Origin of the sequence: Kitasatospora sp. NPDC096128, assembly GCF_040303105.1 — a bacterium.
In the GTDB taxonomy this organism is placed as follows: Bacteria; Actinomycetota; Actinomycetes; order Streptomycetales; family Streptomycetaceae; genus Kitasatospora.
Genome location: NZ_JBEOSP010000011.1, coordinates 58350 through 83499 on the forward strand (window position 1 = coordinate 58350; position 25150 = coordinate 83499).

At 72.3% G+C, this 25150-nt stretch carries 20 protein-coding genes and 1 pseudogene; 11 read left to right on the plus strand and 10 right to left on the minus strand.

Translation table 11 applies throughout. From position 1 onward, the window contains the following. Positions 1 to 2 precede the first annotated feature (2 nt). Complete coding sequence (locus tag ABTY61_RS14920; protein WP_350505388.1) at positions 3 to 836, plus strand: DUF3097 domain-containing protein; 834 nt, start codon at positions 3 to 5, stop codon at positions 834 to 836. On the opposite strand, the gene ABTY61_RS14925 is transcribed toward ABTY61_RS14920, so the two are convergent. Genes ABTY61_RS14925 through ABTY61_RS14935 form a run of 3 tightly spaced genes read right to left on the minus strand, consistent with a single transcriptional unit; the run spans position 827 to position 4649 of the window. After that, the gene (locus ABTY61_RS14925; RefSeq protein ID WP_350505389.1) at positions 827 to 1384 is read right to left on the minus strand and encodes a Uma2 family endonuclease; all 558 of its coding nucleotides are present in this window, start codon (positions 1382 to 1384) and stop codon (positions 827 to 829) included. The two genes, ABTY61_RS14920 and ABTY61_RS14925, sit on opposite strands and share 10 nt — an antisense overlap. 40 nt (positions 1385 to 1424) lie before the next feature. Beyond that, the gene (hemW, locus tag ABTY61_RS14930) at positions 1425 to 2654 is read right to left on the minus strand and encodes a radical SAM family heme chaperone HemW (RefSeq protein ID WP_350505390.1); all 1230 of its coding nucleotides are present in this window, start codon (positions 2652 to 2654) and stop codon (positions 1425 to 1427) included. 57 nt (positions 2655 to 2711) lie between these two features. Then, positions 2712 to 4649, minus strand: coding sequence for an AMP-dependent synthetase/ligase (locus ABTY61_RS14935; RefSeq protein WP_350505391.1), 1938 nt, complete (start codon positions 4647 to 4649; stop codon positions 2712 to 2714). A 325-nt stretch (positions 4650 to 4974) separates the two neighbouring features. Here ABTY61_RS14935 and ABTY61_RS14940 point away from each other — a divergent pair, with 325 nt between their 5' ends. From ABTY61_RS14940 to ABTY61_RS14955, 4 genes are all read left to right on the plus strand, one after another. Next, positions 4975 to 6708 (plus strand): ABC transporter ATP-binding protein, encoded by a 1734-nt coding sequence (locus ABTY61_RS14940; RefSeq protein ID WP_350505392.1) that lies wholly within the window; start codon positions 4975 to 4977, stop codon positions 6706 to 6708. 146 nt (positions 6709 to 6854) lie between these two features. Beyond that, a complete protein-coding gene (locus ABTY61_RS14945; protein WP_350505508.1) occupies positions 6855 to 8753 on the plus strand; it encodes an ABC transporter ATP-binding protein in 1899 nt (632 codons plus the stop codon). 147 nt (positions 8754 to 8900) lie between these two features. After that, a complete protein-coding gene (gene sigJ, locus ABTY61_RS14950; RefSeq protein ID WP_350505393.1) occupies positions 8901 to 9818 on the plus strand; it encodes an RNA polymerase sigma factor SigJ in 918 nt (305 codons plus the stop codon). A gap of 109 nt (positions 9819 to 9927) precedes the next feature. Beyond that, positions 9928 to 11010 (plus strand): NAD(P)/FAD-dependent oxidoreductase, encoded by a 1083-nt coding sequence (locus ABTY61_RS14955; RefSeq protein WP_350505394.1) that lies wholly within the window; start codon positions 9928 to 9930, stop codon positions 11008 to 11010. A gap of 97 nt (positions 11011 to 11107) precedes the next feature. Here ABTY61_RS14955 and lepA read toward each other — a convergent pair whose 3' ends face one another. Further along, positions 11108 to 12976 carry a translation elongation factor 4 gene (gene lepA / locus ABTY61_RS14960; protein ID WP_350505395.1) on the minus strand — a complete coding sequence of 623 codons (1869 nt, stop codon included), beginning with the start codon at positions 12974 to 12976 and terminating at the stop codon, positions 11108 to 11110. A gap of 482 nt (positions 12977 to 13458) precedes the next feature. Here lepA and rpsT point away from each other — a divergent pair, with 482 nt between their 5' ends. Then, the gene (gene rpsT / locus ABTY61_RS14965) at positions 13459 to 13725 is read left to right on the plus strand and encodes a 30S ribosomal protein S20 (RefSeq protein ID WP_238741111.1); all 267 of its coding nucleotides are present in this window, start codon (positions 13459 to 13461) and stop codon (positions 13723 to 13725) included. A 266-nt stretch (positions 13726 to 13991) separates the two neighbouring features. Further along, the gene (locus ABTY61_RS14970) at positions 13992 to 14885 is read left to right on the plus strand and encodes a hypothetical protein (protein ID WP_350505396.1); all 894 of its coding nucleotides are present in this window, start codon (positions 13992 to 13994) and stop codon (positions 14883 to 14885) included. A gap of 81 nt (positions 14886 to 14966) precedes the next feature. On the opposite strand, the gene holA is transcribed toward ABTY61_RS14970, so the two are convergent. After that, positions 14967 to 15965: a DNA polymerase III subunit delta gene (gene holA / locus ABTY61_RS14975; protein WP_350505397.1), complete on the minus strand. Its 999-nt coding sequence runs from the start codon at positions 15963 to 15965 to the stop codon at positions 14967 to 14969. A 159-nt stretch (positions 15966 to 16124) separates the two neighbouring features. Here holA and ABTY61_RS14980 point away from each other — a divergent pair, with 159 nt between their 5' ends. After that, positions 16125 to 16418: a hypothetical protein gene (locus ABTY61_RS14980; protein WP_350505398.1), complete on the plus strand. Its 294-nt coding sequence runs from the start codon at positions 16125 to 16127 to the stop codon at positions 16416 to 16418. 94 nt (positions 16419 to 16512) lie between these two features. Here the strand turns inward: ABTY61_RS14980 and ABTY61_RS14985 are convergent, their stop codons facing one another. Beyond that, on the minus strand, positions 16513 to 17448 hold the full coding sequence (locus ABTY61_RS14985; protein WP_350505399.1) for a LysR family transcriptional regulator: 936 nt from the start codon (positions 17446 to 17448) through the stop codon (positions 16513 to 16515). A 139-nt stretch (positions 17449 to 17587) separates the two neighbouring features. Here ABTY61_RS14985 and ABTY61_RS14990 point away from each other — a divergent pair, with 139 nt between their 5' ends. From ABTY61_RS14990 to ABTY61_RS15000, 3 genes are all read left to right on the plus strand, one after another. Next, positions 17588 to 18916: an MFS transporter gene (locus ABTY61_RS14990; protein WP_350505400.1), complete on the plus strand. Its 1329-nt coding sequence runs from the start codon at positions 17588 to 17590 to the stop codon at positions 18914 to 18916. Between the two features lie 38 nt (positions 18917 to 18954). Then, complete coding sequence (locus ABTY61_RS14995; RefSeq protein WP_350505401.1) at positions 18955 to 19110, plus strand: hypothetical protein; 156 nt, start codon at positions 18955 to 18957, stop codon at positions 19108 to 19110. Positions 19111 to 19465: 355 nt separating this feature from the next. Further along, a complete protein-coding gene (locus ABTY61_RS15000; protein WP_350505402.1) occupies positions 19466 to 20593 on the plus strand; it encodes a DUF4185 domain-containing protein in 1128 nt (375 codons plus the stop codon). A gap of 194 nt (positions 20594 to 20787) precedes the next feature. On the opposite strand, the pseudogene ABTY61_RS15005 reads toward ABTY61_RS15000, so the two are convergent. The 4 genes and pseudogenes from ABTY61_RS15005 to ABTY61_RS15020 all read right to left on the minus strand — a co-directional run. After that, positions 20788 to 21045: pseudogene (locus ABTY61_RS15005) on the minus strand (hypothetical protein); the annotation flags it as partial. Between the two features lie 339 nt (positions 21046 to 21384). Then, the gene (locus ABTY61_RS15010; RefSeq protein WP_350505403.1) at positions 21385 to 22698 is read right to left on the minus strand and encodes a UDP-glucose dehydrogenase family protein; all 1314 of its coding nucleotides are present in this window, start codon (positions 22696 to 22698) and stop codon (positions 21385 to 21387) included. A gap of 69 nt (positions 22699 to 22767) precedes the next feature. Continuing rightward, positions 22768 to 23205 carry an NUDIX domain-containing protein gene (locus tag ABTY61_RS15015; protein ID WP_350505404.1) on the minus strand — a complete coding sequence of 146 codons (438 nt, stop codon included), beginning with the start codon at positions 23203 to 23205 and terminating at the stop codon, positions 22768 to 22770. 28 nt (positions 23206 to 23233) lie between these two features. Beyond that, complete coding sequence (locus ABTY61_RS15020; RefSeq protein ID WP_350505405.1) at positions 23234 to 25000, minus strand: asparagine synthetase B family protein; 1767 nt, start codon at positions 24998 to 25000, stop codon at positions 23234 to 23236. Between the last annotated feature and the right edge of the window lie 150 nt (positions 25001 to 25150).

Below are 25150 nucleotides of genomic sequence, written 5' to 3' on the forward strand. Positions count from 1 at the left end.
CCATGCGCAGCCACCAGTACGGACCCGACCTCACCCCGCCGTGGAAGAAGCAGGAGCCGGCACCCGAGGTGCCGGCCGAGCGGGACCTGGTGGTCGAGGAGGCCGCCACCGGCTACTGCGGGGCGGTGGTGCGGTGCGAGAAGACCGCGGAGGGGTTCACCGTCACCCTGGAGGACCGGTTCGGCAAGCAGCGGGTCTTCCCGCTGGTGCCGCGCGGCTTCCTGCTGGAGGGCAAGGCCGTCACCCTGGTGCGCCCGAGCGCCCCCGCCGCGCCCCGCACCCCCGCCCGCACCGCCTCGGGCTCCCTCGCCGTCCCCGGCGCCCGCGCCCGGGTCGCCCGGGAGTCCCGCATCTACGTCGAGGGCCGGCACGACGCCGAGCTGGTCGAGCGGGTCTGGGGCGACGACCTGCGCATCGAGGGCGTCGTCGTCGAGTACCTCCAGGGCATCGACGACCTCCCCGCGATCGTCGCCGACTTCGCCCCCGGCCCCGGCCGCCGCCTCGGCGTCCTGGTCGACCACCTGCTCCCGGGGACGAAGGAACACCGCATCGCCGCGCAGGTCACCGGCGAGTCCGTGCTGGTCGTCGGCCACCCCTACATCGACATCTGGCAGGCCGTGAAGCCCTCCTCCGTCGGCATCGCGGGCTGGCCCGCCGTCCCCCGGGGCGAGGACTGGAAGGAGGGCACCTGCCGCCGCCTCGGCTGGCCGGTGGACACCCCGGCGGCCTGGAAGCGGATCCTGTCGAAGGTGGACAGCTACCGGGACCTGGAGCCCGAACTCCTGGCGAAGGTGGAGGAGTTGATCGACTTCACGGCCCTTCCGGGTCAGGAGTAGGTCCGGAACTCCGAGGTGTCGAGCGTGACGCCCAGCAGGTCGAGCGGAATCTGCTCACCGAACTTGGTGGTCCGCTGAAGGACGTAGTCCGGCAGCCCCGAGGAAGCTGCCGGGCTCGGCTCGGTCAGCAGCACACAGACGGCCTTGATCGGATCGACGACAAGGTACGCCGGGATCCGCCCTTCGGCGTACAGCTCGCGCTTGGTCTGGTAATCACGCAGCACACTGGTCTTCGACACCACCTCGACCACCAGGGTGAGAAGAGGTGCAGGGACCAGGCGCCCATGACCCTCAGTGGTGTCCCGCTCGAACACGACCAGGTCCGGTTGGGGCTCGCTCGTCAAGCCGGGAAGATCGATGTCCTGTGTGGTCAAGCGGTGCCACCTCGCCCGGGGAAGCTGGTCCCGAATGGCTTCGACAATGATGTTGTGGACCATGTCCGGCCCGGCCGTCATCACGATTTCGCCCCTGATGAGCTCGGCCTTGAAGCCTTCAGGGACCTCCAGGTTCTCGAAGATCCCTGTCATCCGGTCATCGACGGCGGTCATCGCCCGCTCCCTCCGACGGCTGACACCACGTTAACGACAATCAGTCCACCAGGTCACGCACGACGGCGTCGGCCAGCAGGCGGCCCTGGAGGGTCAGGGTGGCGCGGCCCTGCCGGTAGGACTCCTCGGCGAGCAGGCCGTCGGCGAGGGCCTTGGCGGCGGCCCTGCGGCCCGCCTCGGCGAGGAGGTCGAGGGGGATGCCGTCGGCCAGGCGCAGTTCCAGCAGGATGCGCTCGACCCGGCGGTCCTCGTCCGACAGGACCTCGCGGCCAAGGGCCGGGGTGCGGCCCTCGGCGAGGGCCTGGGCGTAGGCGGCGGGGTGTTTGGCGTTCCACCAGCGGACGCCGCCGACGTGGCTGTGGGCGCCGGGGCCGGCGCCCCACCAGTCGGCGCCGGTCCAGTAGAGCTCGTTGTGGCGGCAGCGGCCCTCGGGGGTGGTGGCCCAGTTGGAGACCTCGTACCAGGAGTACCCGGCCGCGCTGAGCGCCCGTTCGGCGATGAGGTAGCGGTCGGCGTGCACGTCGTCGTCGATCATCGGCAGTTCGCCGCGCTTGACCCGGGCGGCCAGCTTGGTGCCGTCCTCGACGATCAGGGAGTACGCGGAGACGTGGTCGGGCCCGGCGCCGATCGCGGCGTCGAGGGAGGCCCGCCAGTCGTCGTCGGACTCGCCGGGGGTGCCGTAGATCAGGTCGAGGTTGACGTGCTCGAAGCCGGCCGTGCGGGCCTCGGCCACGCAGGCCTCGGGGCGGCCGGGGGTGTGGTGGCGGTCGAGCAGCCGCAGGACGTGCGGGCGGGCGCTCTGCATGCCGAAGGAGATCCGGTTGTAGCCGCCCTCGCGCAGCTCGGCGAGGTACGCCGGGTCGACGGACTCCGGGTTGGCCTCGGTGGTCACCTCGGCGTCCGGGGCGAGCCCGAACTCCTCGCGCAGCGCGGCGAGCATCTTCACCAGGTCGCGGGCGGGCAGCAGGGTGGGGGTGCCGCCGCCGAGGAACACCGTCCGCACGGGCAGGTCGACGTCGCCGAGGACCTTCCGGGCGTGCCGGATCTCGGCGACCACGTTGTCCGCGTAGGTCTCCTGCGAGGCGACCGCCCCGGAGGAGCGCAGTTCGGTGGCGGTGTAGGTGTTGAAGTCGCAGTAGCCGCAGCGGCTGGCGCAGTACGGCACGTGCAGGTAGAAGCCGAACGGCCGGTCGCCCAGCCCGGTCAGGGCGTGCGCGGGCAGGGAACCGTCGGACGGCACCGGTTCGCCGTCGGGGAGTGCGGAGGGCATGACCCCATTGTCCCGTACGACTCACCCGAACCGGTGAGCCGTACGGGAGGGGGCGGCTCAGGCCTCGTTGGCGCCCGCGTACATGGCGGCCACCGCGTCGGCGTAGGTCCGCTCGACCACCGGGCGCTTGATCTTCAGGCTCGGGGTGAGCTCGCCGTGCTCGATGTCGAGGTCGCGCGGCAGCAGGTGGAACTTCTTGATCGTCTGCCAGCGCTGGAGGTCGGCGTTGACCCGCTTGACGAAGCCCTCGATCAGCTGGTGCACGGCCGGGTCGGCGGCCAGCTCGGCGTAGCTCTTGCCGGCCAGGCCGCGCTCGGCGGCCCACGGCATCAGCACCGCCTCGTCCAGGCCGATCAGCGCGGTGCAGTAGTTTCGGCCGTTGCCGATCACCAGGATGTTGCTGACGAACGGGCAGACCGCCTTGAACTTGCCCTCGACCTCGCTGGGCGCCACGTACTTGCCGCCGGAGGTCTTGAACAGGTCCTTCTTGCGGTCGGTGATCCGCAGGAAGCCGTCGGGGCCGAGCTCGCCGATGTCCTCGGTGTGGAACCAGCCGTCCGGCTCCAGCACCTCGGCGGTCTTCTCCGGCAGGTTGTGGTAGCCGCGCATGACGCCGGGGCCGCGCAGCAGGATCTCGCCGTCCTCGGCGATCCGCACCTCGGTGCCGGGCAGCGGGCGGCCGACCGTGCCGATCCGGACGTCCTCCTTGCGGTTGACGCAGGAGCCGGCGCTGGTCTCGCTCAGCCCGTAGCCCTCCAGGATCGGCACCCCGGCACCGAGGAAGAAGTAGCCGATCTCGGGGGCGAGGGCGGCGCTGCCGGAGACGGCGCCGCGCAGCCGGCCGCCGAAGGCGGCGCGGATCTTCGCGTACACCAGCCTGTCGGCCAGCGCGTGCTGCAGCCGCAGGCCCAGCGGGGCGGTCCCGGTGCCGGTGGCGATCCGGCTCTCCTGGACGACCCGGGCGTGCTCGCGGGCGACCTTGGCGGCCCACAGGAAGATCTTGTACTTGGCGCCGCCCTCGGCCCGGGCCCGGCCGGCGATGCCGTTGTAGACCTTCTCGAAGATGCGCGGCGCCGAGGCCATGGTGGTCGGCCGGATGACCGGCAGGTTGTGGATGATCCGGTCGACCCGGCCGTCCACGGCCATCACGTGGCCGGTGGCGATCTGGCCGGAGATCAGCGTCTTGCCGAAGACGTGCGACAGCGGCAGCCACATGAACTGGACGTCGTCGGGGCCGAGCAGGCCGCTGGCCTCCTGGGCCTTGCCCTCGTACGCCCAGCAGTCGTGCACCAGGCGTACGCCCTTGGGGCGGCCGGTGGTGCCGGAGGTGTAGATGAGGGTGGCCAGCTGCTCCTTGTCGAGCCCGGCCACGGCCTTCTCGACCGCGTCCGGGTGCTGCTCCAGGTACTCGGTGCCGCGGCGCTCCAGCTCGGCGAGGGTGATCAGGTCCAGCCCCGCCGTCTGGAGCGTCTCCGGCTGGGGAGCCTCGGCGGGGGCGTCGAAGAGGATCACGGTGCGCAGCTCGGGCAGCTCGTCGATGTGCTCGACGGCCTTGGCCAGCTGGGCGGCGTTCTCGGCGAACATGGCCCGGGAGCCGGAGTTGGAGAGGATGAAGGCCGTCTCGTCGGCGTTGGTGCTCGGGTAGACGGTGGTGATGGCGGCGCCCGCGCACATGGCGCCGAGGTCGGTGAGGATCCACTCGACCCGGGTGGAGGAGGCCAGCGCGACCCGGTCCTCCGGCTGGATGCCGAGCGCCATCAGGCCGGCGGCCACCGCCTTGACCCGGACCGCGGTTTGCGCCCAGGTGAGCGAGCGCCACTGCTCGGCGCCCGGTGCGCCGTCGGCGGCGTACTCGTCCACCGTGGCGGGGTAGCGGTAGGCCTCGGCGTTCGGCGTCGCGGCGACGCGCTCCAGGAACAGATGGGCGACGGAGGCGGGACGCCCGGCGACGATGTCGGCACTGCCGGAGTCGATCAGGGACTGCGCGGAACTCAACGAGGACCTCCGGGGGCGGGTGGCCGTCTGAGGGATGGTCGCGGCGTCCGTGGGGGCGGCCGCCGGGCCCCGGTTAACACGGGTGGTACCGGTCAGTAACAAGGGCGTAGTCAGCAGCCTAGGGGGAAATCAGTCATTCCGTAAGGGGGCGGCCCCAGCTGGCACGGCCCCGCCGCGCCGGTGCCGGTCCTGCCGGGCGCGAACCGGGCCCCGATGGCAAAGGCCCGGCAAACCTCAGCCGGACAACCCCCTAATCGTCCGTGCGACGCCCCAGAACAACGAGAATTGGGGTGCGAACCCGACCGGCGAAGACAAGAGTGTGCCAGTGCTGATCAGACTGCTCCGGGCGTACCTGCGCCCATACTCCCGACCGATCACCCTGCTGGTGGCGCTCCAGCTGGTGTCCACCCTCGCGTCGCTCTACCTCCCCACGCTCAACGCCGACATCATCGACCAGGGCGTGGTCAAGGGCGACACGGGCTACATCCTGCGCCTGGGCTCCGTGATGATCGGCGTCACCCTCGTCCAGGCGCTGTGCTCGATTGGCGCCGTCTACTACGGCGCCCGCACGGCCATGGCCTTCGGCCGCGACCTGCGCGCCGCCGTCTTCGACCGGGTGCAGAGCTTCTCCTCCCGCGAGGTCGGCCAGTTCGGCGCGCCCTCGCTGATCACCCGCACCACCAACGACGTCCAGCAGGTCCAGATGCTGGCCCTGATGAGCTTCACCCTGATGGTCGCCGCACCGATCATGTGCGTCGGCGGCATCATCATGGCGCTCAACCAGGACGTCCCGCTGTCCGGCCTGCTGCTCGCCGTCATCCCCGCGCTCGGCGTGGTCGTCGTCCTGCTGGTCCGCGCCCTGCGGCCGAAGTTCCGCAGCATGCAGGTGAAGATCGACACCGTGAACCGGGTGCTGCGCGAGCAGATCACCGGCATCCGGGTCATCCGCGCCTTCGTCAAGGACGGCCACGAGCAGGAACGCTTCGCCGGGGCCAACGAGGACCTCACCCAGGTCGCCCGGCAGGTCGGCCGGCTGATGTCGGTGATGTTCCCGTCCGTCATGCTGGTCGTGAACGTCTCCAGCGTCGCGGTGCTCTGGTTCGGCGCCCACCGCATCGAGAGCGGCGGCATGGAGATCGGCGGGCTCACCGCTTTCCTCTCCTACCTGATGCAGATCCTGATGAGCGTCATGATGGCCACCTTCATGTTCATGATGGTGCCGCGCGCCGAGGTCTGCGCCGAACGCATCGAAGACGTCCTCGGCACCTCCTCCAGCGTCGTCCCGCCCGCCGCCCCGGTCACCGAGCTGCCGCGCCGCGGCAACCTCGAACTGCGCGAGGTCGACTTCCGCTACCCCGGCGCCGAGGCCTCCGTGCTGCGCGGCATCGACCTCACCGCCCGGCCCGGCGAGACCACCGCCATCATCGGCTCCACCGGCAGCGGCAAGTCCACCCTGCTCGGCCTCGTCCCCCGGCTCTTCGACGCCACCTCCGGCCAGGTCCTGCTCGACGGCGTGGACGTGCGCGAGCTCTCCCCCGACACGATCGCCGACAGCGTCGGCATCGTCCCGCAGAAGCCCTACCTGTTCACCGGGACCGTCGCCAGCAACCTCCGCTACGGCCGCCCCGACGCCACCGACGAGGAGCTCTGGCACGCCCTGGAGATCGCCCAGGCCAAGGACTTCGTCGAGAAGCTGGCCGAGGGCCTGGACGCCCCCATCGCCCAGGGCGGCAGCAACGTCTCCGGCGGCCAGCGCCAGCGCCTGGCCATCGCCCGGGCGCTCGTCCGGCGGCCCGACGTCTACCTCTTCGACGACTCCTTCTCCGCGCTCGACTACGCCACCGACGCCAGGCTGCGCAAGGCCCTCGCCCGCGAGACCGCGGACGCCACCGTCCTGATCGTCGCCCAGCGCGTGTCCACCATCCGCGACGCCGACCGGATCATCGTCCTCGACGAGGGCGCCGTCGTCGGCACCGGCACCCACCACGAACTGATGGCCGACAACCCGACGTACCGGGAGATCGTGCTCTCCCAGCTCACCGAGCAGGAGGCGGCGTGACCACCCCAGGAAGGCCCGCCGGGAAACCCTCCGGGCCGAACGCCGGACCGAACACCGGACCGAACGCCGGACAGCCCGCGGACGAGCTGCCCAGCGACTCCCAGGCCGCCGCCGCCCGCCGCGGACCGGCCGGCCCCGGCCGCTTCATGGGCGGCCAGGGCACCGAGAAGTCCATGGACTTCAAGGGCTCGGGCAAGCGCGTGCTCGGCCTGCTGCGCCCCGAACGCAACGTCCTGATCGGCGTCGTGCTGCTCGGCGTGCTCAGCGTCGGCTGCGCCGTCACCGGCCCCAAGATCCTCGGCGAGGCCACCGACCTGATCTTCGCCGGCGTCATCGGCGCCCGCTTCCAGCCGGGCACCTCCAAGGCCGAGGTCATCGCCGGACTGCGCGCCCACGGCGACGGCGGAATCGCCGACGTGCTCTCCGCCGTCGACTTCACCCCCGGCCTGGGCATGGACTTCGGCGCCATCGGCTCCGTCCTGCTCTGGGTGCTCGGCATCTACGTCGCCTCCGCCGTCTTCGGCATCGTCCAGGGCCGCCTGGCCACCAGGGCGATCCAGTCGGCCAGTTACCGGCTGCGCCAGGACGTCGAAGCCAAACTCGCCCGGCTGCCGCTCAGTTACTTCGACAAGCAGCCGCGCGGCGAGGTGCTCAGCCGGGTCACCAACGACATCGACAACATCGGCCAGTCGATGCAGCAGACCATGGGACAGATCGTCAACTCGCTGCTCACCGTGGTCGGTGTGCTCGCGATGATGTTCTGGATCTCCCCGCTCCTCGCCGCGATCGCCCTGGTCTCCGTGCCGCTCTCGGTGGTCGTCGCCGCCAAGGTCGGCAAGCGGGCGCAGCCGCAGTTCGTCCAGCAGTGGAAGTCCACCGGCCAACTCAACGCCCACATCGAGGAGATGTACACCGGCCACACGCTGGTCAAGGTGTTCGGCCGGCAGCGCGAGTCCGCCGAGACCTTCCGCGAGCACAACGAGGCGCTGTTCCACTCCAGCTTCCGCGCCCAGTTCATCTCCGGGATCATCCAGCCCGCGATGATGCTGATCGGCAACCTCCAGTACGTGCTGGTCGCGGTGGTCGGCGGCCTGCGGGTGGCCAGCGGCTCGCTGTCCATCGGCGACGTCCAGGCCTTCATCCAGTACTCCCGGCAGTTCAGCCAGCCGCTCACCCAGGTCGCCAGCATGGCCAACCTGGTGCAGTCCGGAGTCGCCTCCGCCGAGCGCGTCTTCGAACTGCTCGACGCCCCCGAGCAGAGCGCCGAGCCGGCCGTGCCCGAGAAGCCCGACACCGTCCACGGCCGGGTCGCCTTCCAGGACGTGGCCTTCCGCTACGACCCCGACAAGCCGCTCATCGACGACCTCTCGCTCAAGGTCGAACCCGGCCAGACCGTCGCCATCGTCGGCCCCACCGGCGCCGGCAAGACCACCCTGGTCAACCTGCTGATGCGGTTCTACGAGGTCAGCTCGGGCCGGATCACCCTCGACGGCACCGACATCGCCGCGATGTCCCGCGAGGACCTGCGCTCCGGCATCGGCATGGTCCTCCAGGACACCTGGCTGTTCGGCGGCACCATCGCCGACAACATCGCCTACGGCGCCCAGGGAGCCACCCGCGAGCAGGTCGTCGAGGCCGCGAAGGCCGCCCACGTCGACCGCTTCGTCCGCACCCTCCCCGACGGCTACGACACCGTCATCGACGACGAGGGCACCGGCGTCAGCGCCGGCGAGAAGCAGCTGATCACCATCGCCCGGGCCTTCCTCGCCCAGCCGTCGATCCTCGTCCTGGACGAGGCCACCAGCTCGGTCGACACCCGCACCGAGGTGCTCATCCAACGGGCCATGGCCCGGCTGCGCACCGGCCGCACCAGCTTCGTCATCGCCCACCGCCTCTCCACCATCCGGGACGCCGACGTCATCCTGGTGATGGAGAACGGCTCCATCGTGGAGCAGGGCTCGCACGACGAGCTGATTGCCGCCGACGGCGCCTACGCCCGGCTCTACCAGGCGCAGTTCGCGGAGGCCGTGGCCGAGGTGGACTGACGCGGACCCGCGTGACGGGCCGGGACGGGAGCACTCCGTCCCGGCCCGTCGCGTTCCGGCCCCTCGCGCTCCGGCCCGACGCTCCGCCCCCGCCCCGCGCGCCCCCGGACATCGCGGGGCGCGGCGGCCTTCGCTACGGTGACTCCCGTGACCGCCCAGCCCACGGCCCCCGGACCGGCCCCCGACGCCTTCGAGGCGAACCGCCACTACCTGGGCTCGGTCGCCTACCGGCTGCTCGGCTCCTTCGCCGACGCCGAGGACGTCCTCCAGGACGCCTGGCTGCGCTGGCAGGCCGCCGACCGCACCGCCGTCGCCGATCCGCGCGCCTTCCTGACCACCGTGGTCACCCGGCTCTGCTACGACCAGCTCGGCTCCGCCCGCAGCCGCCGCGAGGCCTACTACGGCGAGTGGCTGCCCGAGCCGTCCGTCTCCTACGCGAACGGCCCGGACTCCCCCGCCGAACTGGCCGAGCGCGGCGAGTCCGTCTCGCTCGCCCTGCTCACCGTGCTGGAGCAGCTCACCCCGGCCGAGCGGGCCGCCTTCGTCCTGCACGACGTCTTCGCGGTCGGCTTCGACGACATCGCCGCCTCCCTGGACCGCACCCCGGACGCCACCCGCCAGCTCGCCTCCCGGGCCCGCCGCCGGGTCAAGGACGGCGGTCGGCACGTCGGCGGCGCCGACCCGGCCGAACACCGGCGGGCCGTCGAGGCGTTCGCCTCCGCCAGCGCCCGGGGCGACATCCTCGGCCTGATGGAGGTCCTCGACCCGGACGTGATCTGGCACGCCGACGGCGGCGGCATCGTCCGCGCCGCCGCCCGCCCGGTGCGCGGCGCCGACCGGGTGGCCCGGCTGGTGGCCGGCCTGGTCGCCAAGTGGTTCACCCCCGACGTGGCGATGGAGCTCGCGGCCGTCAACGGCGAACCCGGCCTGGTCTGGTACGAGCGGAGCACCGGCGGCGTCGGCGGAGTGCTGGCCTTCGCCGTGGCCGACGGCCGGATCACCGAGGCCTTCGTCGTGGTCAACCCCGAGAAGCTCACCCGGATCGGCCCGGTCACCATCCCGTGACGCCCGGCCCCGCAGCTGTGACGCGGATCACCGTCACACCCTGACCGGCCGCGTCGTCCCCTTCCCGAACAGCGCTCCACCGGAGCGCTCCCGCAGGGAGGCGGACGAGATGAACAGCACCACCAACACCGGCCGGCGGATCGTCGTCCTGGGCGCCGGGTATGCCGGACTCACCGCGGCCAAGGGCGCCGGACGGCACCGCGCCGTCACCCTGGTCGCCCCCGAGGAGCGGCTGCTGCACCGCATCCGCCAGCACGAAACGGCGGCCGGCCGCGGCCGCGACTGGCCCGCCCTCACCGACCTCGCCCGCGGCAGCCGGATCGAGCACCGCCGGGCCCGGGCCGTCGAACTCGACCTGGCCGGGCACAAGGTCCTCCTCGACGACGGCAGCACCCTCGGCTACGACACCCTCGTCTACGCCCTCGGCAGCCGCACCGCCTGGCACGGCGTCCCCGGCGCCGCCGAGCACGCCCACCCGGTGGAGCGCGCCGCCGAGGTCCGCCGGCTGATCGCCGCGGCCGACCGCCCCGGCACCCTGGCCGTCGTCGGCGGCGGCGCCACCGGCATCGAACTGGCCACCGAACTCGCCGAGGCCCACCCCGACCGGCGGGTGCGGATCGTCGCGGCCGGCCGGGTCGGCGGCTCCTACTCGCCCAAGGGCCGCGCCCACATCCGGCGCGTCCTCGACCGGCTCGGCGTCGACGTCCACGAGGACGCCGCCGTCACCGAGGTCACCCCCGACGGCCTGCGCACCACCGCCGGCCCGATCGACGCCGGCCTCACCCTGTGGGCCGCCTCGCTGGAGCCCCACCCGCTGGCCGCCGAGGCCGGGCTCGCCGTGGACGAGCGCGGCCGGGCCCTGGTGGACGACCACCTGAGGTCGGTCTCGCACCGGGACGTCCACGTGGTCGGCGACGCCGCCGCGGTCACCGTCCCCGGTGTCGGCACCCTGCGGATGGGCTGCGCCACCGCGCTGCCGCAGGGCCAGTACGTGGGCCGGCTGCTCGACGGGCGCACCTCGGAACCGTTCGCGTTCAAGTACGTCGTGCAGTGCCTCAGCCTCGGCCGACGGGACGGGCTGCTCCAGCTGGTCCACCCGGACGACGCGATGAAGCCCACCGTGCTGACCGGCGCCGCGGGGCGGCTGGCCAAGGCCGGGATCGTCTCCGTCGTCCTCGGTGCGCTCAAGTAGCCGCCCGGGGACCCCGGAGGAGCGCGGCCGGGGAACGCGGAAGGGCCCGGGCGACTGCCCGGGCCCTTCCGCGTACCGCTCGCGGCTACGCCTACGCCTACTTCTTGTCCTTCGGCGTCTCGGCGTCGGTGGACAGCGCGGCGATGAAGGCCTCCTGCGGGACCTCCACGCTGCCGACCATCTTCATCCGCTTCTTGCCTTCCTTCTGCTTCTCCAGCAGCTTCCGCTTGCGGGAGATGTCACCGCCGTAGCACTTGGCGAGGACGTCCTTGCGGATCGCGCGGACCGTCTCACGGGCGATCACCCGGGAGCCGATGGCGGCCTGGATCGGCACCTCGAACTGCTGGCGGGGGATGAGCTTCTGCAGCTTGCCGGCCATCATCACGCCGTAGCCGTAGGCCTTGTCCTTGTGCACGATCGCGGAGAACGCGTCCACCGCGTCGCCGTGCAGCAGGATGTCGACCTTCACCAGCTGGGCGCTCTGCTCGCCGATGGGCTCGTAGTCGAGCGAGGCGTAGCCGCGGGTCTTGGACTTCAGCTGGTCGAAGAAGTCGAAGACGATCTCCGCGAGCGGCAGGGTGTAGCGCAGCTCGACCCGGTCCTCGGAGAGGTAGTCCATGCCCTGGAGGCTGCCGCGACGGGACTGGCAGAGCTCCATGATCGCGCCGACGAACTCGTTCGGCGCCAGGATGGTGCCGCGCACCACCGGCTCGAAGACGTCGGAGATCTTGCCGGTCGGGAACTCGCTCGGGTTGGTGACGGTGTGCTCGCTGCCGTCCTCCATCACCACCCGGTAGACCACGTTCGGGGCGGTGGAGATCAGGTCGAGGTTGAACTCGCGCTCCAGACGCTCCCGGATGATCTCCAGGTGCAGCAGGCCGAGGAAGCCGCAGCGGTAGCCGAAGCCGAGCGCGACCGAGGTCTCCGGCTCGTACACCAGGGCGGCGTCGTTGAGGCGCAGCTTGTCCAGCGCGTCGCGCAGCAGCGGGTAGTCCGAGCCGTCCAGCGGGTACAGGCCGGAGAACACCATCGGGCGCGGGTCCTTGTAGCCGCCGAGCGGCTCGGTGGCGCCCTTGTGCATCGAGGTGATGGTGTCACCGACCTTGGACTGCCGGACGTCCTTCACACCGGTGATGATGTAGCCCACCTCGCCGACGCCGAGGCCGTCGGCGACCTTCGGCTCGGGCGAGATGACGCCGATCTCCAGCAGCTCGTGGGTGGCGCCGGTGGACATCATCGCGATGCGCTCGCGCTTGGTGAGCTGGCCGTCCACGACACGGACGTAGGTGACCACGCCGCGGTAGGAGTCGTAGACCGAGTCGAAGATCATCGCGCGGGCCGGGGCGTCCTTGACGCCGACCGGGGCCGGGACGGTGTTGACGATGTGGTCCAGCAGGTCCTCGACGCCGAGACCGGTCTTGGCGCTGACCTGGAGCACGTCGGAGGGGTCGCAGCCGATGATGTGGGCGATCTCGGCGGCGTACTTCTCCGGCTGGGCGGCCGGCAGGTCGATCTTGTTGAGGACCGGGACGATCGTGAGGTCGTTCTCCAGCGCCAGGTACAGGTTGGCGAGGGTCTGCGCCTCGATGCCCTGGGCCGCGTCGACCACCAGGATGGTTCCCTCACAGGCCGCGAGGGAGCGGGACACCTCGTACGTGAAGTCCACGTGGCCGGGGGTGTCGATCATGTTGAGGATGTGCGTCGTCCCGGCGTCCGGCCCGGTCTTCGGGGCCCACGGGAGGCGGACCGCCTGCGACTTGATGGTGATGCCGCGCTCGCGCTCGATGTCCATCCGGTCGAGGTACTGGGCGCGCATCTGCCGCGGGTCGACGACGCCGGTGATCTGCAGCATCCGGTCTGCGAGCGTCGACTTGCCGTGGTCGATGTGGGCGATGATGCAGAAGTTGCGGATCAGCGCCGGGTCGGTACGGCTGGGCTCTGGCACATTGCTGGGGGTCGCGGGCACCTTGGTCCGATTCTCCGTTGGTCCGGGGCCGGGGGTGTCCGGATCATCGCTGACCGGCTATCCCGGGGACCGGACAGTCTCGTCCGATCGAAATAGTTCCTCCCATCTTCCCACGACCGCGAGCCGGAACGCCGTTCGGGCACCTCGCAGCCCTCCGCAGGGCGCCCCGAGGGGCTTCGCCCGGCCCTTCCACGCCCGGACGGACGGCGGCAGGATGGGCTGCCATGATCCTGGAAAGCGCCCTGCTCGACGTCCTGCCCGGCCGGGAGGACGAGTTCCGTGCTGGGCGCCTGATCCGCACCCGCCCCCGGCCGGGGGCGGGCCGCCGGTTTGGGGCGGGCGGCGGGCCCCTGGTAGCGTGGGCTGCTGCACCTGGCCTCGGCATGCCCTCTCAGCTGGTCCGACGGCCGCACGGTGCAGCCCTCCCCCAGCCTCCGGCCGGGGGGACCCCCAGTAACCATTCACAAGACTGAGGCTCCTTCGTGGCGAACATCAAGTCCCAGATCAAGCGCAACAAGACCAACGAGAAGGCGCGCCTGCGCAACAAGGCCGTCAAGTCCTCGCTGAAGACCGCTCTGCGCAAGGCCCGTGAGGCCGCTGCCGCCGGTGAGACCGAGAAGGCCGTCGTGCTGGCCCGCGCCGCCTCCAAGGCGCTGGACAAGGCCGTGAGCAAGGGCGTCATCCACGCCAACCAGGCCGCCAACAAGAAGTCGGCCATCACCAAGCGCGTCAACGCCGTCCAGGCCTGACGCCCCGGGGGCTCCGCCCCCACTGCCTCAGGGCGACCCGGCCCTCTACCCGGAACCCCGAGGCGTGCGAGATTCGCACCGCACGCGGCCTGCGTTCGCCACGCGGGTGCGGTGCACACGAGCTGTACGGCAGGCGCCGTGGTCAGCCTCTTTCAGGAGGCCGACCGCGGCGCCTGTCGCGTTCCCGGCCCGGCCGCTATGGTCGGTCAGTCGCGACCGGGGGTGCGGGGAGCACCTCCGGCGCCACTCCCGAGGGGGGAACTTCCATGACGACGCCGACGACGCCACCACCACCGTCCCCGGGCCCGAACGGGCCGGGCTACGGGTACCCGCGGCACACGCCCCCGCAGCACCCGCCCGGGTCGGCCGCGCCGGGTGCCGGTGGCTTCGGGCCGCCGCCCGGACTGCCCGCCGCACCGGGGCTGCCGACCACGCCGGGGCTGCCCGCCGGGCTGCCCGCCGGGCCGGGCGGCGGGGCGGGCGGCGGGGCGGCACCGCCCACGGGCGGAGGCCTGCGCCGCAACGCCGTCTGGGCCTTCGTCGGCGCGGCCCTCGCCTCGGCCGGCTGGGCCGCCGCGGTGCTGGCCATCCCGGGCATGGTCTCCGGCGACAGCGGCAGCTCGGCCCCGCGCAGCCTCGGCAGCTACCACGCATCGGACGACTTCTGCACCACCGGGAAGCCGAACAACCTGTTCAAGACCTACTCCCCCGACACCGCCTACCCGCCGACCCACCACACCGACCGCAACCCGGCGCTGGACAGCATGACCTGCTCGACGTCCCTCAAGCGGATCGGCGACACCGCCACCAGCGGCGAGTTCGCCAGCGTCTACCTGCACGCCGACCTGCACCGGGCGATCAACCCCGCACCGGAGTTCACCGCCGCCAAGGAGGCCTACCGGTCGCGGGGCTACCAGATCACCGACATCCCGGGCCTCGGCGAGGACGCGTACTTCGACTACAAGGACGACCCGGGTCTTTCGGACAAGAGCTGGCACAACATCAGCGCCGAGGTGCAGGTGCGCGACGGCGGGATGACCTACTACATCTCCTGGTCCGGCAGTTACACCGAGGGCAAGGGCAAGCCGATGTCCAAGGAGGACCTCCGGACGGCCCTGCAGGCCGACGCGGGGGACGCCATCCGCGCGATGCGCAAGTAGCCGGTCAGGGCGCGGGGAAGTTCCGTACGGCGAGGATCAGCGCGTGGAAGCCCAGCGCGTCGGGGCCCAGTACGCGAGGGCTCAGTACGCGGGCCGGGAGCCGGCCCGGGCGGCCTTGGCGACGGCCACCACCGCCCGCTCCAGGGCGAAGGCCGGGTCGGCCGAACCGCCCTTGACGGCGGCATCGGCCTGGGCGATCGCGGTCAGCGCCGTGGCCACCGCGTCGCCCGTCCAGCCGCGCATCTGCTGGCGGACCCGGTCGACCTTCCACGGCGGCATGCCCAACTCGCGGGCCAGATCGGCCGGGCGCATGTTCCGCCCGGTCGTCGCCAGCCGCCCGATGCTGCGCACGCCGGAGGCCAGCGCGTAGGTGATGCCGGTCGGCGGCTGGCCGACGGCCAGCGCCCAGCGCAGCCGCTCCAGCGCCTCGGCCGCCCGGCCGGTGACCGCCAGGTCGGCCACCTCGAAGCCCGTCGCCTCGGCCCGGCCGCTGTAGTAGCGGGCCACCACGGTCTCGTCGATCGTGCCCTCGACGTCCGAGGTCAGCTGGCTGCACGCGGCGGCCAGCTCGCGCAGGTCGCTGCCGAGCGAGTCCAGCAGCGCCTGGCAGGCCTCCGGAGTCGCGGAGCGGCCCAGCGTGCGGAACTCGCCCTTGACGAAGGCCAGCCGCTCGCCCGCCTTGGCCAGCTTGGGGCAGGCCACCTCGCGCCCGCCCGCCTTGCGCCCGGCGTCCAGCAGGCCCTTGCCCTTGGCCCCGCCGGCATGCACCAGGACCATGATCACCTCTTCGGCCGGCGCCTCGATGTACGCCTTGACCTCCTTCACCGACTCGGCGGAGAGGTCCTGCGCGGCCCGGACCACGATCACCTTGCGCTCGGCGAACAGCGAGGGCGTGGTCAGCTCGGCCAGACTGCCGGGCTGCAGCCCGCCGGGCGGGATGTCCCGCACGTCGGTGTCCGGATCCGCCGCCTTCGCCGCGGCCACCACCTGGGCGACCGCACGGTCCAGCAGCAGCTCCTCCTGGCCGACCGCGAGGGTCAGCGGGGCGAGCAGGTCGTCGGGTGCACTCTTCCTGGCCATCGCCTACCAGCATCCCACGCGCCGCGGACACTCCCGCCCGTACGGCCGGGGGGGTGGGAGCCGGGGCCGGGGCGGGGGCGGGAGCAGGGGACGGGGGCGGCGCTCGGTGAAGGGCGACCGCCCTGCGGGGGTGCCCGGCCCGACCTGGAGAATGGTTCGGTGACCGAGAACCACACCCACCACCTCCCGGACGTCGACGACCCGTACGTCCGCCAGCTGCTCGTCCTGCCCGACCGCGACACCGCCGACGAGGCCGCCGAGGAGCTCTCCGCCGCCCACCCCGACCTCGGCGAACTGGAGGTCGTCCGCGACGCGCTGGCCGGCGAGGACGACGCCGAGGACGCCCAGTGGCTCGTCGTCCTCGACCCCCCGTCCGACGGCTGGACCCCCGCCCTGCTCCGGGCCCTCGACACCCTCGCGGCCTCCTACGAGGGCTGGCGCGAGGAGGCCTGACCCGGTCGTCGCCCGCCCCCGTCGCCCTCCGCGGCCACTGCTGCGGCCACTGCTGTGGCCACTGCTGTGGCCATTGCTGTGGCCATTGCTGTGGTCAGTCCGGGAGCACCCAGTCCGGCCGCCAGCTCCCCGGGGCGTCGTGGGCGGGCGTGGTGGCGGCGAGGTGGGCCCGGAGGGTGGCCAGCGCGGGGTGGGGGTTGTCCCGGTGCCACAGCAGCGAGTGCGGGTAGACGAGCGTCGGGTCGGTCACCGGGATCCGGCGCAGGCCGTACCCGGCGGGCCAGACCTGGCGGGTGCGCTCGCTCATGAAGGTGGCCAGGGCCGGGGTGTCGGCGACGGTGTCCAGGAGCGCGTCGGAGCCGAAGTTGGGGCCGGTCGCCTCGATGGTGAGGCCGAACTCGGCGACCAGGTCGTCGTAGTAGGCGGCCCACTCGGTGCCGGGGGCGATGCCGGGCATCCAGATCCGGTGGCCGACCAACTGGGAGACGCTCACCGAACGGGCGCCCGCCAGCGCGTGGGCGGGGCCGGTGAGGAGCTGCAGCGGCTCGTCGAGCACCCGGACGGACTCGATGTCCTCGGGGAAGGGCCGGCCGGGCGCGGCGACGGCGCGGAAGGAGGCGTCGATCGCCCCCGAGCGGATCGCGGTGACGGCCGCCTCGACGTCGAACAGCATCACCACGTCGAGCTCGATCCCCGGGTGCGCGCGGTGGAAGTCGCGCATCAGGCCCGACCCGGCGCCGCGCGAGGCGATGATGTCGACCCGCAGCGGCCGGCGGCCCGTCCGCACCGAGGCGACCGCGCGCTCGGCGGCGCGCAGCAGTTCGCGCGCGTGCGGCAGGAACGCCTGTCCGTCGATGGTCAGTTCGGCGCCGCGCGGGGTGCGGGTGAACAGCCTCACCCCGAGGTCGCGCTCCAGGACGGCGATGCGTTTGGAGACCGCCTGCTGGGTGACCGACAGATCGACGGCGGCCTTCTGGAACTGGCCGGCTTCGGCGGCGGCGGCAAAGGTGCGTACGGCTTCGAGGTCCACGTCGGCCCACCTTAGAGAACAACGGACGGTTGTACCCGGCGGGCGGATCGGTTGTTTGACCTGCGATTGTGCCGCTCGGTTAGCTCTCCCCGGTCAACGTCGGTTTGTTCGAACGGGATGCCGAGGGAGTGCGCCGGACATGGTGGGCACGCGGGACGCAGCAGGTGCGGCAGGCGCTGCGGGCAGGTCCGGCAGGAGGCGGCTGGGGCCGCGGTTCGGCTGGCTGTGGGCGGCGTACGCGGTCAGCGCGTACGGGTCCGGACTGGGGTTCGGGGCGCTGCCGCTGCTCGCCGTGCTGGTGCTGCACGCCGGACCCGCCGAGGTGTCCGCGCTGTCCGCGGTGGGCCCCGCGATGGGCGCGCTGATCGCGCTGCCGCTCGCCCCCTGGGTGGAGTTCCGACGCAAGCGCCCGGTGATGATCGCCATGGACCTGGCCCGGTTCGCGGCCATGGCGACGATCCCCCTCGCCTACGCCTTCGGGCGGCTCGGCTTCGTCCAGCTGCTGGCGGTCTCGGCCGTCGTCGCCGCGGCCAAGATCGCGTTCAACGCGGCCGCCGGCGCCCACCTCAAGGCCCTCGTCCGGCCCGAGGACCTGCTGGTGGCCAACGCCCGCTTCGAGTCCACGAACTGGATCTCCATCGCGATCGGACCCCCGCTCGGCGGGGCTGCCATCGGCCTGTTCGGACCGGTCACCACCGTGGTCGCCGACGCACTCAGCTACCTGCTCTCCGCACTCGGCATCAGCGCCGTCCGCGGCCGGGAGGAGGCACCGGCACCGCAGCCGACCGGCCGGACCCCGGTGCGGGCCGGCGCCGTCCTGGACGGCTGGCGGCACATCCTCGGCGACCCCGACCTGCGGCCGCTCTACCTCAACAACCTGCTCGTCTCCGGACTGATCATGGCCACCGAACCGCTGCTGGCCGTCCTCATGCTGCGCCAACTCCAGTTCCCGCCCTGGCAGTACGGCCTCGCCTTCGCCGCCCCCTGCCTCGGCGGACTCATCGGCTCCCGGCTCGCCCAGCGCGTCGTGACCCGCTACGGCCGCCGCCGGGTCTTCCGGACCGTCGGCACCCTGCGCGCCGTATGGCTGATCGGCCTGGTCCTGGTCCGCCCCGGCGCCATCGGCCTGATCACCGTGATGACCGTCGAGCTGGCCATCATCATCAACATGAGCCTCTACACCCCGGTGCTCGCCACCCACCGGCTCGAACGCACGCCCAAGCACCTCCTCGCCCGCACCCTGTCCGCCTGGTCCATCGGCCAGCAGGCCGCCATCGCCGTCTGCACCGCGCTCGGCGGCCTCCTCGCCGACACCACCGGCCCGCGCCCCGCACTCGCCGTCGCGGGCCTGCTCATCCTGGCCACCCCGCTGCTGCTCCCGCGAGGCGACCAGGAGCCCGCGCCGCACGAGCCGGAGCCGCACGGGCCCGCGCCGCACGGGCCGGAGCCGTCCCCCAGCCACTCCTGACCCCCCGGAAACCGTTGCCTCGCCTGGAGGACACCCGCATGAGCACCGCCCTGCTCGTCCTGGACTGCCAACCCGCGGTCCTGGCCGCCCTGCCCGACCCCGGGGCCCGCGAGACCCTGCTCCGCCGGGTCCTCCCCTCCCGGGCCCACCTCGTCGACACCGCCGGACTGCCCGCCCTGCTCCGGGCCGGCTGAACCGGTACAGCGGTGGCGGCGGCCCCGCGCTGGGTACAGAACCGCCGGACGTCGGTGACACATGGATCTCCGACTACGACGGAGTCCTGTCACGCCCTCTTCGCAGCAACAGCAGTCTCGGAGGGCTTCGTCGGGGCAGTGCCCGGACCACCCCTGATCACCCCTCACGGCCCGTGCCCCCGGCCAGAACCGAACCACCGGAATCCGCGAGCCCTACCCAATTCGGGTGAAGGTCCGTCCACCCACCGATCGGACGGCGACAGGGCGCCCTACCCTCGGTGACGCCCCGTCGCCGCCCCTGTGCGCGATCCGGGCGAAGCCGCGGGATCCGTCGATTCGGAAGGCCACCGACACCATGACACCCTCATCGGGCGGACACGACGAGAGGACCGGCGGGCCCTCCCGCCGCCAACTCCTCAAGATCGGCATCGGCGTCGCCGTCGGGGCGGGAGCCGTCGCTTCCGGCGCTCCCGCCGCGCTCGCCAACGGCCCGTACGACCCGGCCAGTCCGACGATCGCCACCAAGCTGAAGAACCTCAGCGGCCCGGTCGAGACCGGGCCGGTCGGCGCTCCGTGGACCGACCTCGGCATCCCCGTCCAGTGCCCGGACGGCACCATGCTCTTCGTCTGCGGCGACACCTTCGACGGCGACCAGGTCTTCACCGGCCAGTGGAACGCCCCGGTCGGCCTGCGCTCCAGCAGCGCGGACCTGAACAACCTGCGCATCGACGGCATCGTCCGAGGCGCCTACGGCATCAGCCTCGTCGACGAGCCGCACACCCCGGTCGGCGACACCGCGCACACGACCGCGATCCCTTCCGACGCCTTCGTCGTCGACGGCGTGATGTACATGCCCCTCATGCGCGGCGTCATCTACGACACCCACCACACCGACTTCTGGCGCTCCACCGACAACGGCCAGACCTGGGAGTACCTGTGCCAGTGGCCGGGTGACCTGCACGGCGGCCAGTTCCAGCAGAAGACCTACGCCGTGGCCGACGACGGCTACTGCTACGTGCTGTCCACGGTCTTCAACCGCGACGTGGAATCGGGGATGCTGCTGCACCGGGTACGGAAGGAGAGCCTGGGCACCCCGGACGCCTACGAGCCCTGGGGCTACGCCGACGGCACCTGGCAGTGGAACGCCCCCGCCCCGACGACCGTCTTCGGCACTCGCAAGTGGGGGGAGATCTGCTTCCGTGCCATGGACGGAAAGTACGTCCTCACCTGGCTGAACACGGACCCGCTGTCGATCAGGGCGATGGTCTTCGCCCTCCCGACCTCGGATCTGACCAGGACCCTGGAGCAGGCCATGATCCTCCCCTGCGCCCCGGGACAGGAGACCGCCAACTTCGTCGCCAGCCCCTACGGCGGCTTCGTCATCCCCGGCTCGACCTTCGGCAACTTCCACATCGTCGTCAGCCAGTGGTACGACCTGACGAACTACCGGATCATGCAGTACCGGATCAACATGCTGTCCTGATCCCCGAAGCCTTGCCACTTGCCCCGACTTCCCTGACCCGCGGGCGCATTGGCCCGGCGGCGCACTCCGGGCCTGCCCGGAGCGCGCCGCAATCCCTTTCCCCGGGGCCCCCGCCCCCTCCCACCCTCCCTCCACCTCCCCCACCCCTACCCCCTGCCCACCCCACACCGTGGAGAGAAAGAGGAGAGCAGGCGTCACCCGGGCGGGGCGCGGGGACCACGCGTCGGGCGGCCCGATGAGGAGTGCCCGCCGCCCGTGCCATGGGCGGGCTGGGCATGGACGGCGACAGCGAGGGCGGACGGGGAATCGCCGGTCACGGCGATGTCCCCGACCCGGTCGGTACGCAGCACCGTGGCCCCCAGCGCACGCAGGTGGTCGACCGTACGGGGCGACGGATGCCCGTACGGATTGCCCTCCCCGCAGGAGATCAGGGCGAGCCGGGGCCGCAGGGCGGCGTGCCAGACCTCGTGCATGTCGACGGTGAGGGCGTAACCGGCGAAGGGGTCGTCGGCGACGAGGGTGGCCCAGTCGGCCCAGGCCGTCACCAGCAGGGCGATGTGGTCGGCACTGAACTTGGGGTTCTCCTTGGCGACGTCGTCGGCGAGGTCGGCCGCGAACTCGGAGAACTCGCCGGCCAGCAGCTCGGCGCCGCGCGACCTGGTCAGGGTGTCGCTCATGGTGCTCCTCCTTGATCTCCTGTTTCGGGTGGTGCCGGGGCCCGTTCCCGGCCGCCATGCGCGCGTGCGGCGGCCGGGCCGGGAGTCTGTGGGTGTGCCGTGTGGCCGGTGCTGTCAGGGGCGGCCGAGGGCGCGGAAGGTCCAGCCGGCCTCGCGCCAGCGGTTCGCGTTGAGGGTGCCGCGAGCGTCGATGACCTTCGCGACGGCGATGTGTCGGGCGAGGTCTTCCGGGTCGGCGTCGGAGTACTGGGGCCAGTCGGTCAGATGCAGCAGCAGGCCGGCGCCGGTGACGGCCTGGGCCGGGTCGTCGGCATAGTCGAGCTGGGGATAGGCCCTGCGGGCGTTCTCCATCGCGGCGGGGTCATGGACGGTGACCTCGGCGCCGGACCGCTGGAGGGCGTCGGCGACGGCGAGGGCCGGGGAGTCGCGGATGTCATCGGTGTGAGCCTTGAAGGCAGCGCCCCAGACGGCGATCCGCTTGCCGACCATGGTGCCGCCGAGCGCTTCGCGGGCGAGCTCGACGGTGTGCTCGCGCCGGCGCCGGTTGATCGCCGCGACCTGGCGGAGCAGGCCGGTGTCGGCGCCGAGCTCCTCGGCGCGGTGGGTGAACCCGGCCAGGTCCTTGGGCAGGCAGCCGCCGCCGAACCCGAGGCCGGGCCGCATGCCCTTCGCGCCGATCCGGTGGTCATAGCCCAGGGCCAGGGCGACCTGCTGGACGTCGGCGCCGCTCTTCTCGCAGAGTTCCGCCATGGCGTTGATGAAGGAGATCTTGGTGGCGAGGAAGGCATTCGCGGCGCCCTTGATCAGCTCGGAGGTCGCGATGTCGGTGACGATCAGCGGGGAGCCGGTGGCCAGGATGTCGGCATAGACGGTCCGGAAGACGGCCTCGCTGCTGGTGTCGCCGTCCTCGATGCCAAGCACGATCCGGTCCGGCTCCAGGGTGTCCAGGACGGCGAAGGACTCGCGCAGGAACTCCGGTGACCAGGCCAGACGGGCGCTCGCCCCGGCCGGGATGTGCTCGTCGAGGGTCTGCCGCAGCTTTGCGACGGTGCCGACGGGGACGGTGGACTTGCCGATGATCAGCGCGCCGTCACCGAGCCGCGGTGCCAGCTGGCGGACAGCGGTGTGGAGGTGGGTGAGGTCGTAGGCGCCGCTGCCGTGCTGCTGCGGGGTGCCGACGCCCAGGAAGTGGACGTCGGCGAAGGCGGCGGCCTCCGCGTAGGAGGCGGTGAACCTGAGCTGGCCGGCGGCGGTGTGCTTGGCGAGCAGGTCGTCCAGGCCGCGTTCGACGAACGGGGCCTGGCCCTTGTTCAGGGCGTCGACCTTGTCGGTGTCGGTGTCCATGCCGAGGACCTGGTGGCCGAGCTCGGCCATCGCGGCGGCGTGGGTCGCGCCGAGGTAACCGCAGCCGATCACGGTGAGCTTCACGAACGTGTCCTTCCAAGGGGGCGGGATGCCGCCCGGCCAGGCGCCCCGCCCCCCTTGAGGACAGAGGTGTCAGGCGCCCGGCTGGGCGGCGAGATAGCGGTGGATGCCGTCGCGGATGAACGGCGGGATGGTCAGAACGGTCAGGTGCTCGGGAGCGAAGAACTGGAGCTTGACGCCCTCGGCCAGCGGCAGCGCGCTCTCATCGCCGTCCCAGAAGGCCTCGAAGAACGTGATGATCTGTCCGGAGCCGTGCTCGTCGGGGATGTCGAAGAGCTGGCGGAGGTTGTCGACGCCGAGGCCGGCTTCCTCTTCGAGCTCGCGGTCGATCGCCAGAAGCGGAGGCTCGCCGGGGTCGCAGCCGCCGCCGAGCAGGCTCCAGTGGCCGGGCCAGGCGATGCCTGGGATGTCGTCCCGCAGGTGCAGCAGGAGCTCGCCACGCCAGTTGGTGATGATCGCGACGGCGCCCCGGGGCTGGGCGGCGGACGGGTTCTGGGGAAGGATGTCCATCCGCTCACCGTAGTGAGCCGACGGGTCGTCATGCGGCAGCCGCCAGTGCGTGGTCGGAGAACCAGGCCGCGGCCATCAGGGCCTGCATCCGGGTGCGGTCGAACCGGCCGCCGGGCTTGAGCCCGCCGGCCAGCAGCGGCTGCAGCCCGCGCGGGGCCTGGTCGAGCGCCGAGCTGATCTGGGCGGTCGCCCAGGGCTCCAGCGGGCCGGAGAGCCAGCTCGGGACCGGGGAGGCGAAGCCGAGCTTGTCCCGGCTGCCCCAGACCTCCCGGGGCAGGCCGAGGGCCTTCGCGGCGTCCCGCAGGATCCGCTTCCCGGCCGCCGGGTCGGCGATCTTGTGCTCGATGGGAAGCCGGTAGGAGAACTCGACCAGGTCCCTCGCCAGGAACGGCGAGCGCCGCTCCAGCGCGAAGGCGGAGGCCAGCTTGTCCGAGGTCATCACCAGCGGGCGCCAAGCCGTGGCCAGGTCCGCCAGCGTCAGGCCCCGCGCCAGGTCCCCGTCGGCCCGGGCCAGGGCGTCGGCGACCAGCTCGCGGAGCCGCCCGTCCGGGTCCTGCCCGCGCAGGATCAGCTTCACGATCGCCTCGGCCGGCTCCACCGGCCCATCCGCCTCATTCAGGAGCTTGGAGGCCAGCGGCCGGTAGGCCTCCAGCCCGGCGCCCAGCACGGCCTCCGGGCCGAAGAGGACGAGCGCGTGGCGGACGTAGCCCATCAGGAACTCGTCCGGCCCCAGCCCGCCGACGACGACGCGGATGCCGCGCTCGGCGACTGCCCGGTAGGCCATGTGCTCGGAGAACGTGGATGCGTTGCCCATCGGGTAGTCCAGCGCGCGCATGATCTCCGGCAGCGTGCGGGCGAAGTCGGCGGCGGTCGGCTCGATGACGACCAGCTCGGCGCCGACGTCCCGGGCGACGCCAGCCGCGGTCGCGGACTCGTCCAGGCGGTCCTGGCCGGGGTAGCGGACCGTGACGCAGACCTGCGGGCGCATCAGGTAGGCCAGCACCGAGGAGTCCAGGCCGCCGGACAGCAGCAGCGCGAAGTCCGAGCCGGGCGCCCGCATCGGGATCCGGTCGGCCAGCAGGGTCGAGAACCGGGCCAGCGCGGTCGCGTAGTCGCCCTGCCAGGGCTCCAGGCCCTCCAGGGTCCACCAGGTTCGCTGGACGAGCGAGCCGGTGGCGACGTCGAAGGCCAGCAGTCCGGCCGGCGGGAGGAGCTGGATGCCCTGGAAGGGGGTGTCGGCGCCGGTCGGCGTCTCGATGCTGAGCATCTCCGGGCGGACGACCAGCGGGGCGGTGCCGTAGCCGGTCAGGGTGGTGACCTCAGAGGCGAACGCGAGCCGGCCGCCGTCCAGGCGCCAGTAGAGGGGCTTCTCGCCGAGCCGGTCCCGGGCCAGGAACAGCTGGCCCTCGCGCGGGTCGTAGGCGGCGAGGGCGAACATGCCGTCCAGGCCGGCGAGGCAGCCGGGGCCGAGCTTGGCCCAGGCCCGCAGGACCAGGTGGGCGTCGGTCTCGCCGGGCTCCAGCGGGATGCCCCAGGCCGCGGCGACCTGCCGGTAGTTGTAGATCTCGCCGTTGAAGGTGAGGGCGATGCCGCTAGCCGGGTCCTGGTAGGGGCCGGGCCGGGCGGCGGTGTCGACGATCAGCAGGGTGCTCATGGACAGCACCGCCCGGCCGTCGGCCGAGGTGAGGTGCCGGGTGCCGTCCGGGCCGCGGTGGTGCTGAGCGAGCCCCATCGCGGCGACGGTGGTCTGGTGGCGGACGGCGTCGGCGCCGGCCAGTCCTGCGATTCCGCACATCTGGTTGTCACCCCCGAGCGTGAATCGGTGGTGGCCCCCGCCGGGAGGTGATTCCCCAGGTCCCGGCGGAGGCCCGGAACACCAGGCAACCGTCTGGCGGCAGGTCGGGGCAGGGCTCGCAGGGGGGCTCACAACTCGCGAAAGCGGTTC

Coding starts and splice junctions, on each gene's coding strand:
- ABTY61_RS15000 (WP_350505402.1), top strand. CDS start 19,466: ATGACACCCTCATCGGGCGGACACGACGAGAGGACCGGCGGGCCCTCC.
- ABTY61_RS14920 (WP_350505388.1), top strand. CDS start 3: ATGCGCAGCCACCAGTACGGACCCGACCTCACCCCGCCGTGGAAGAAG.
- ABTY61_RS14945 (WP_350505508.1), top strand. CDS start 6,855: ATGGGCGGCCAGGGCACCGAGAAGTCCATGGACTTCAAGGGCTCGGGC.
- ABTY61_RS15015 (WP_350505404.1), bottom strand. CDS start 23,205: ATGGACATCCTTCCCCAGAACCCGTCCGCCGCCCAGCCCCGGGGCGCC.
- ABTY61_RS15020 (WP_350505405.1), bottom strand. CDS start 25,000: ATGTGCGGAATCGCAGGACTGGCCGGCGCCGACGCCGTCCGCCACCAG.
- ABTY61_RS14925 (WP_350505389.1), bottom strand. CDS start 1,384: ATGACCGCCGTCGATGACCGGATGACAGGGATCTTCGAGAACCTGGAG.
- holA (WP_350505397.1), bottom strand. CDS start 15,965: ATGGCCAGGAAGAGTGCACCCGACGACCTGCTCGCCCCGCTGACCCTC.
- ABTY61_RS14995 (WP_350505401.1), top strand. CDS start 18,955: ATGAGCACCGCCCTGCTCGTCCTGGACTGCCAACCCGCGGTCCTGGCC.
- ABTY61_RS14990 (WP_350505400.1), top strand. CDS start 17,588: ATGGTGGGCACGCGGGACGCAGCAGGTGCGGCAGGCGCTGCGGGCAGG.
- ABTY61_RS14970 (WP_350505396.1), top strand. CDS start 13,992: ATGACGACGCCGACGACGCCACCACCACCGTCCCCGGGCCCGAACGGG.
- hemW (WP_350505390.1), bottom strand. CDS start 2,654: ATGCCCTCCGCACTCCCCGACGGCGAACCGGTGCCGTCCGACGGTTCC.
- ABTY61_RS14955 (WP_350505394.1), top strand. CDS start 9,928: ATGAACAGCACCACCAACACCGGCCGGCGGATCGTCGTCCTGGGCGCC.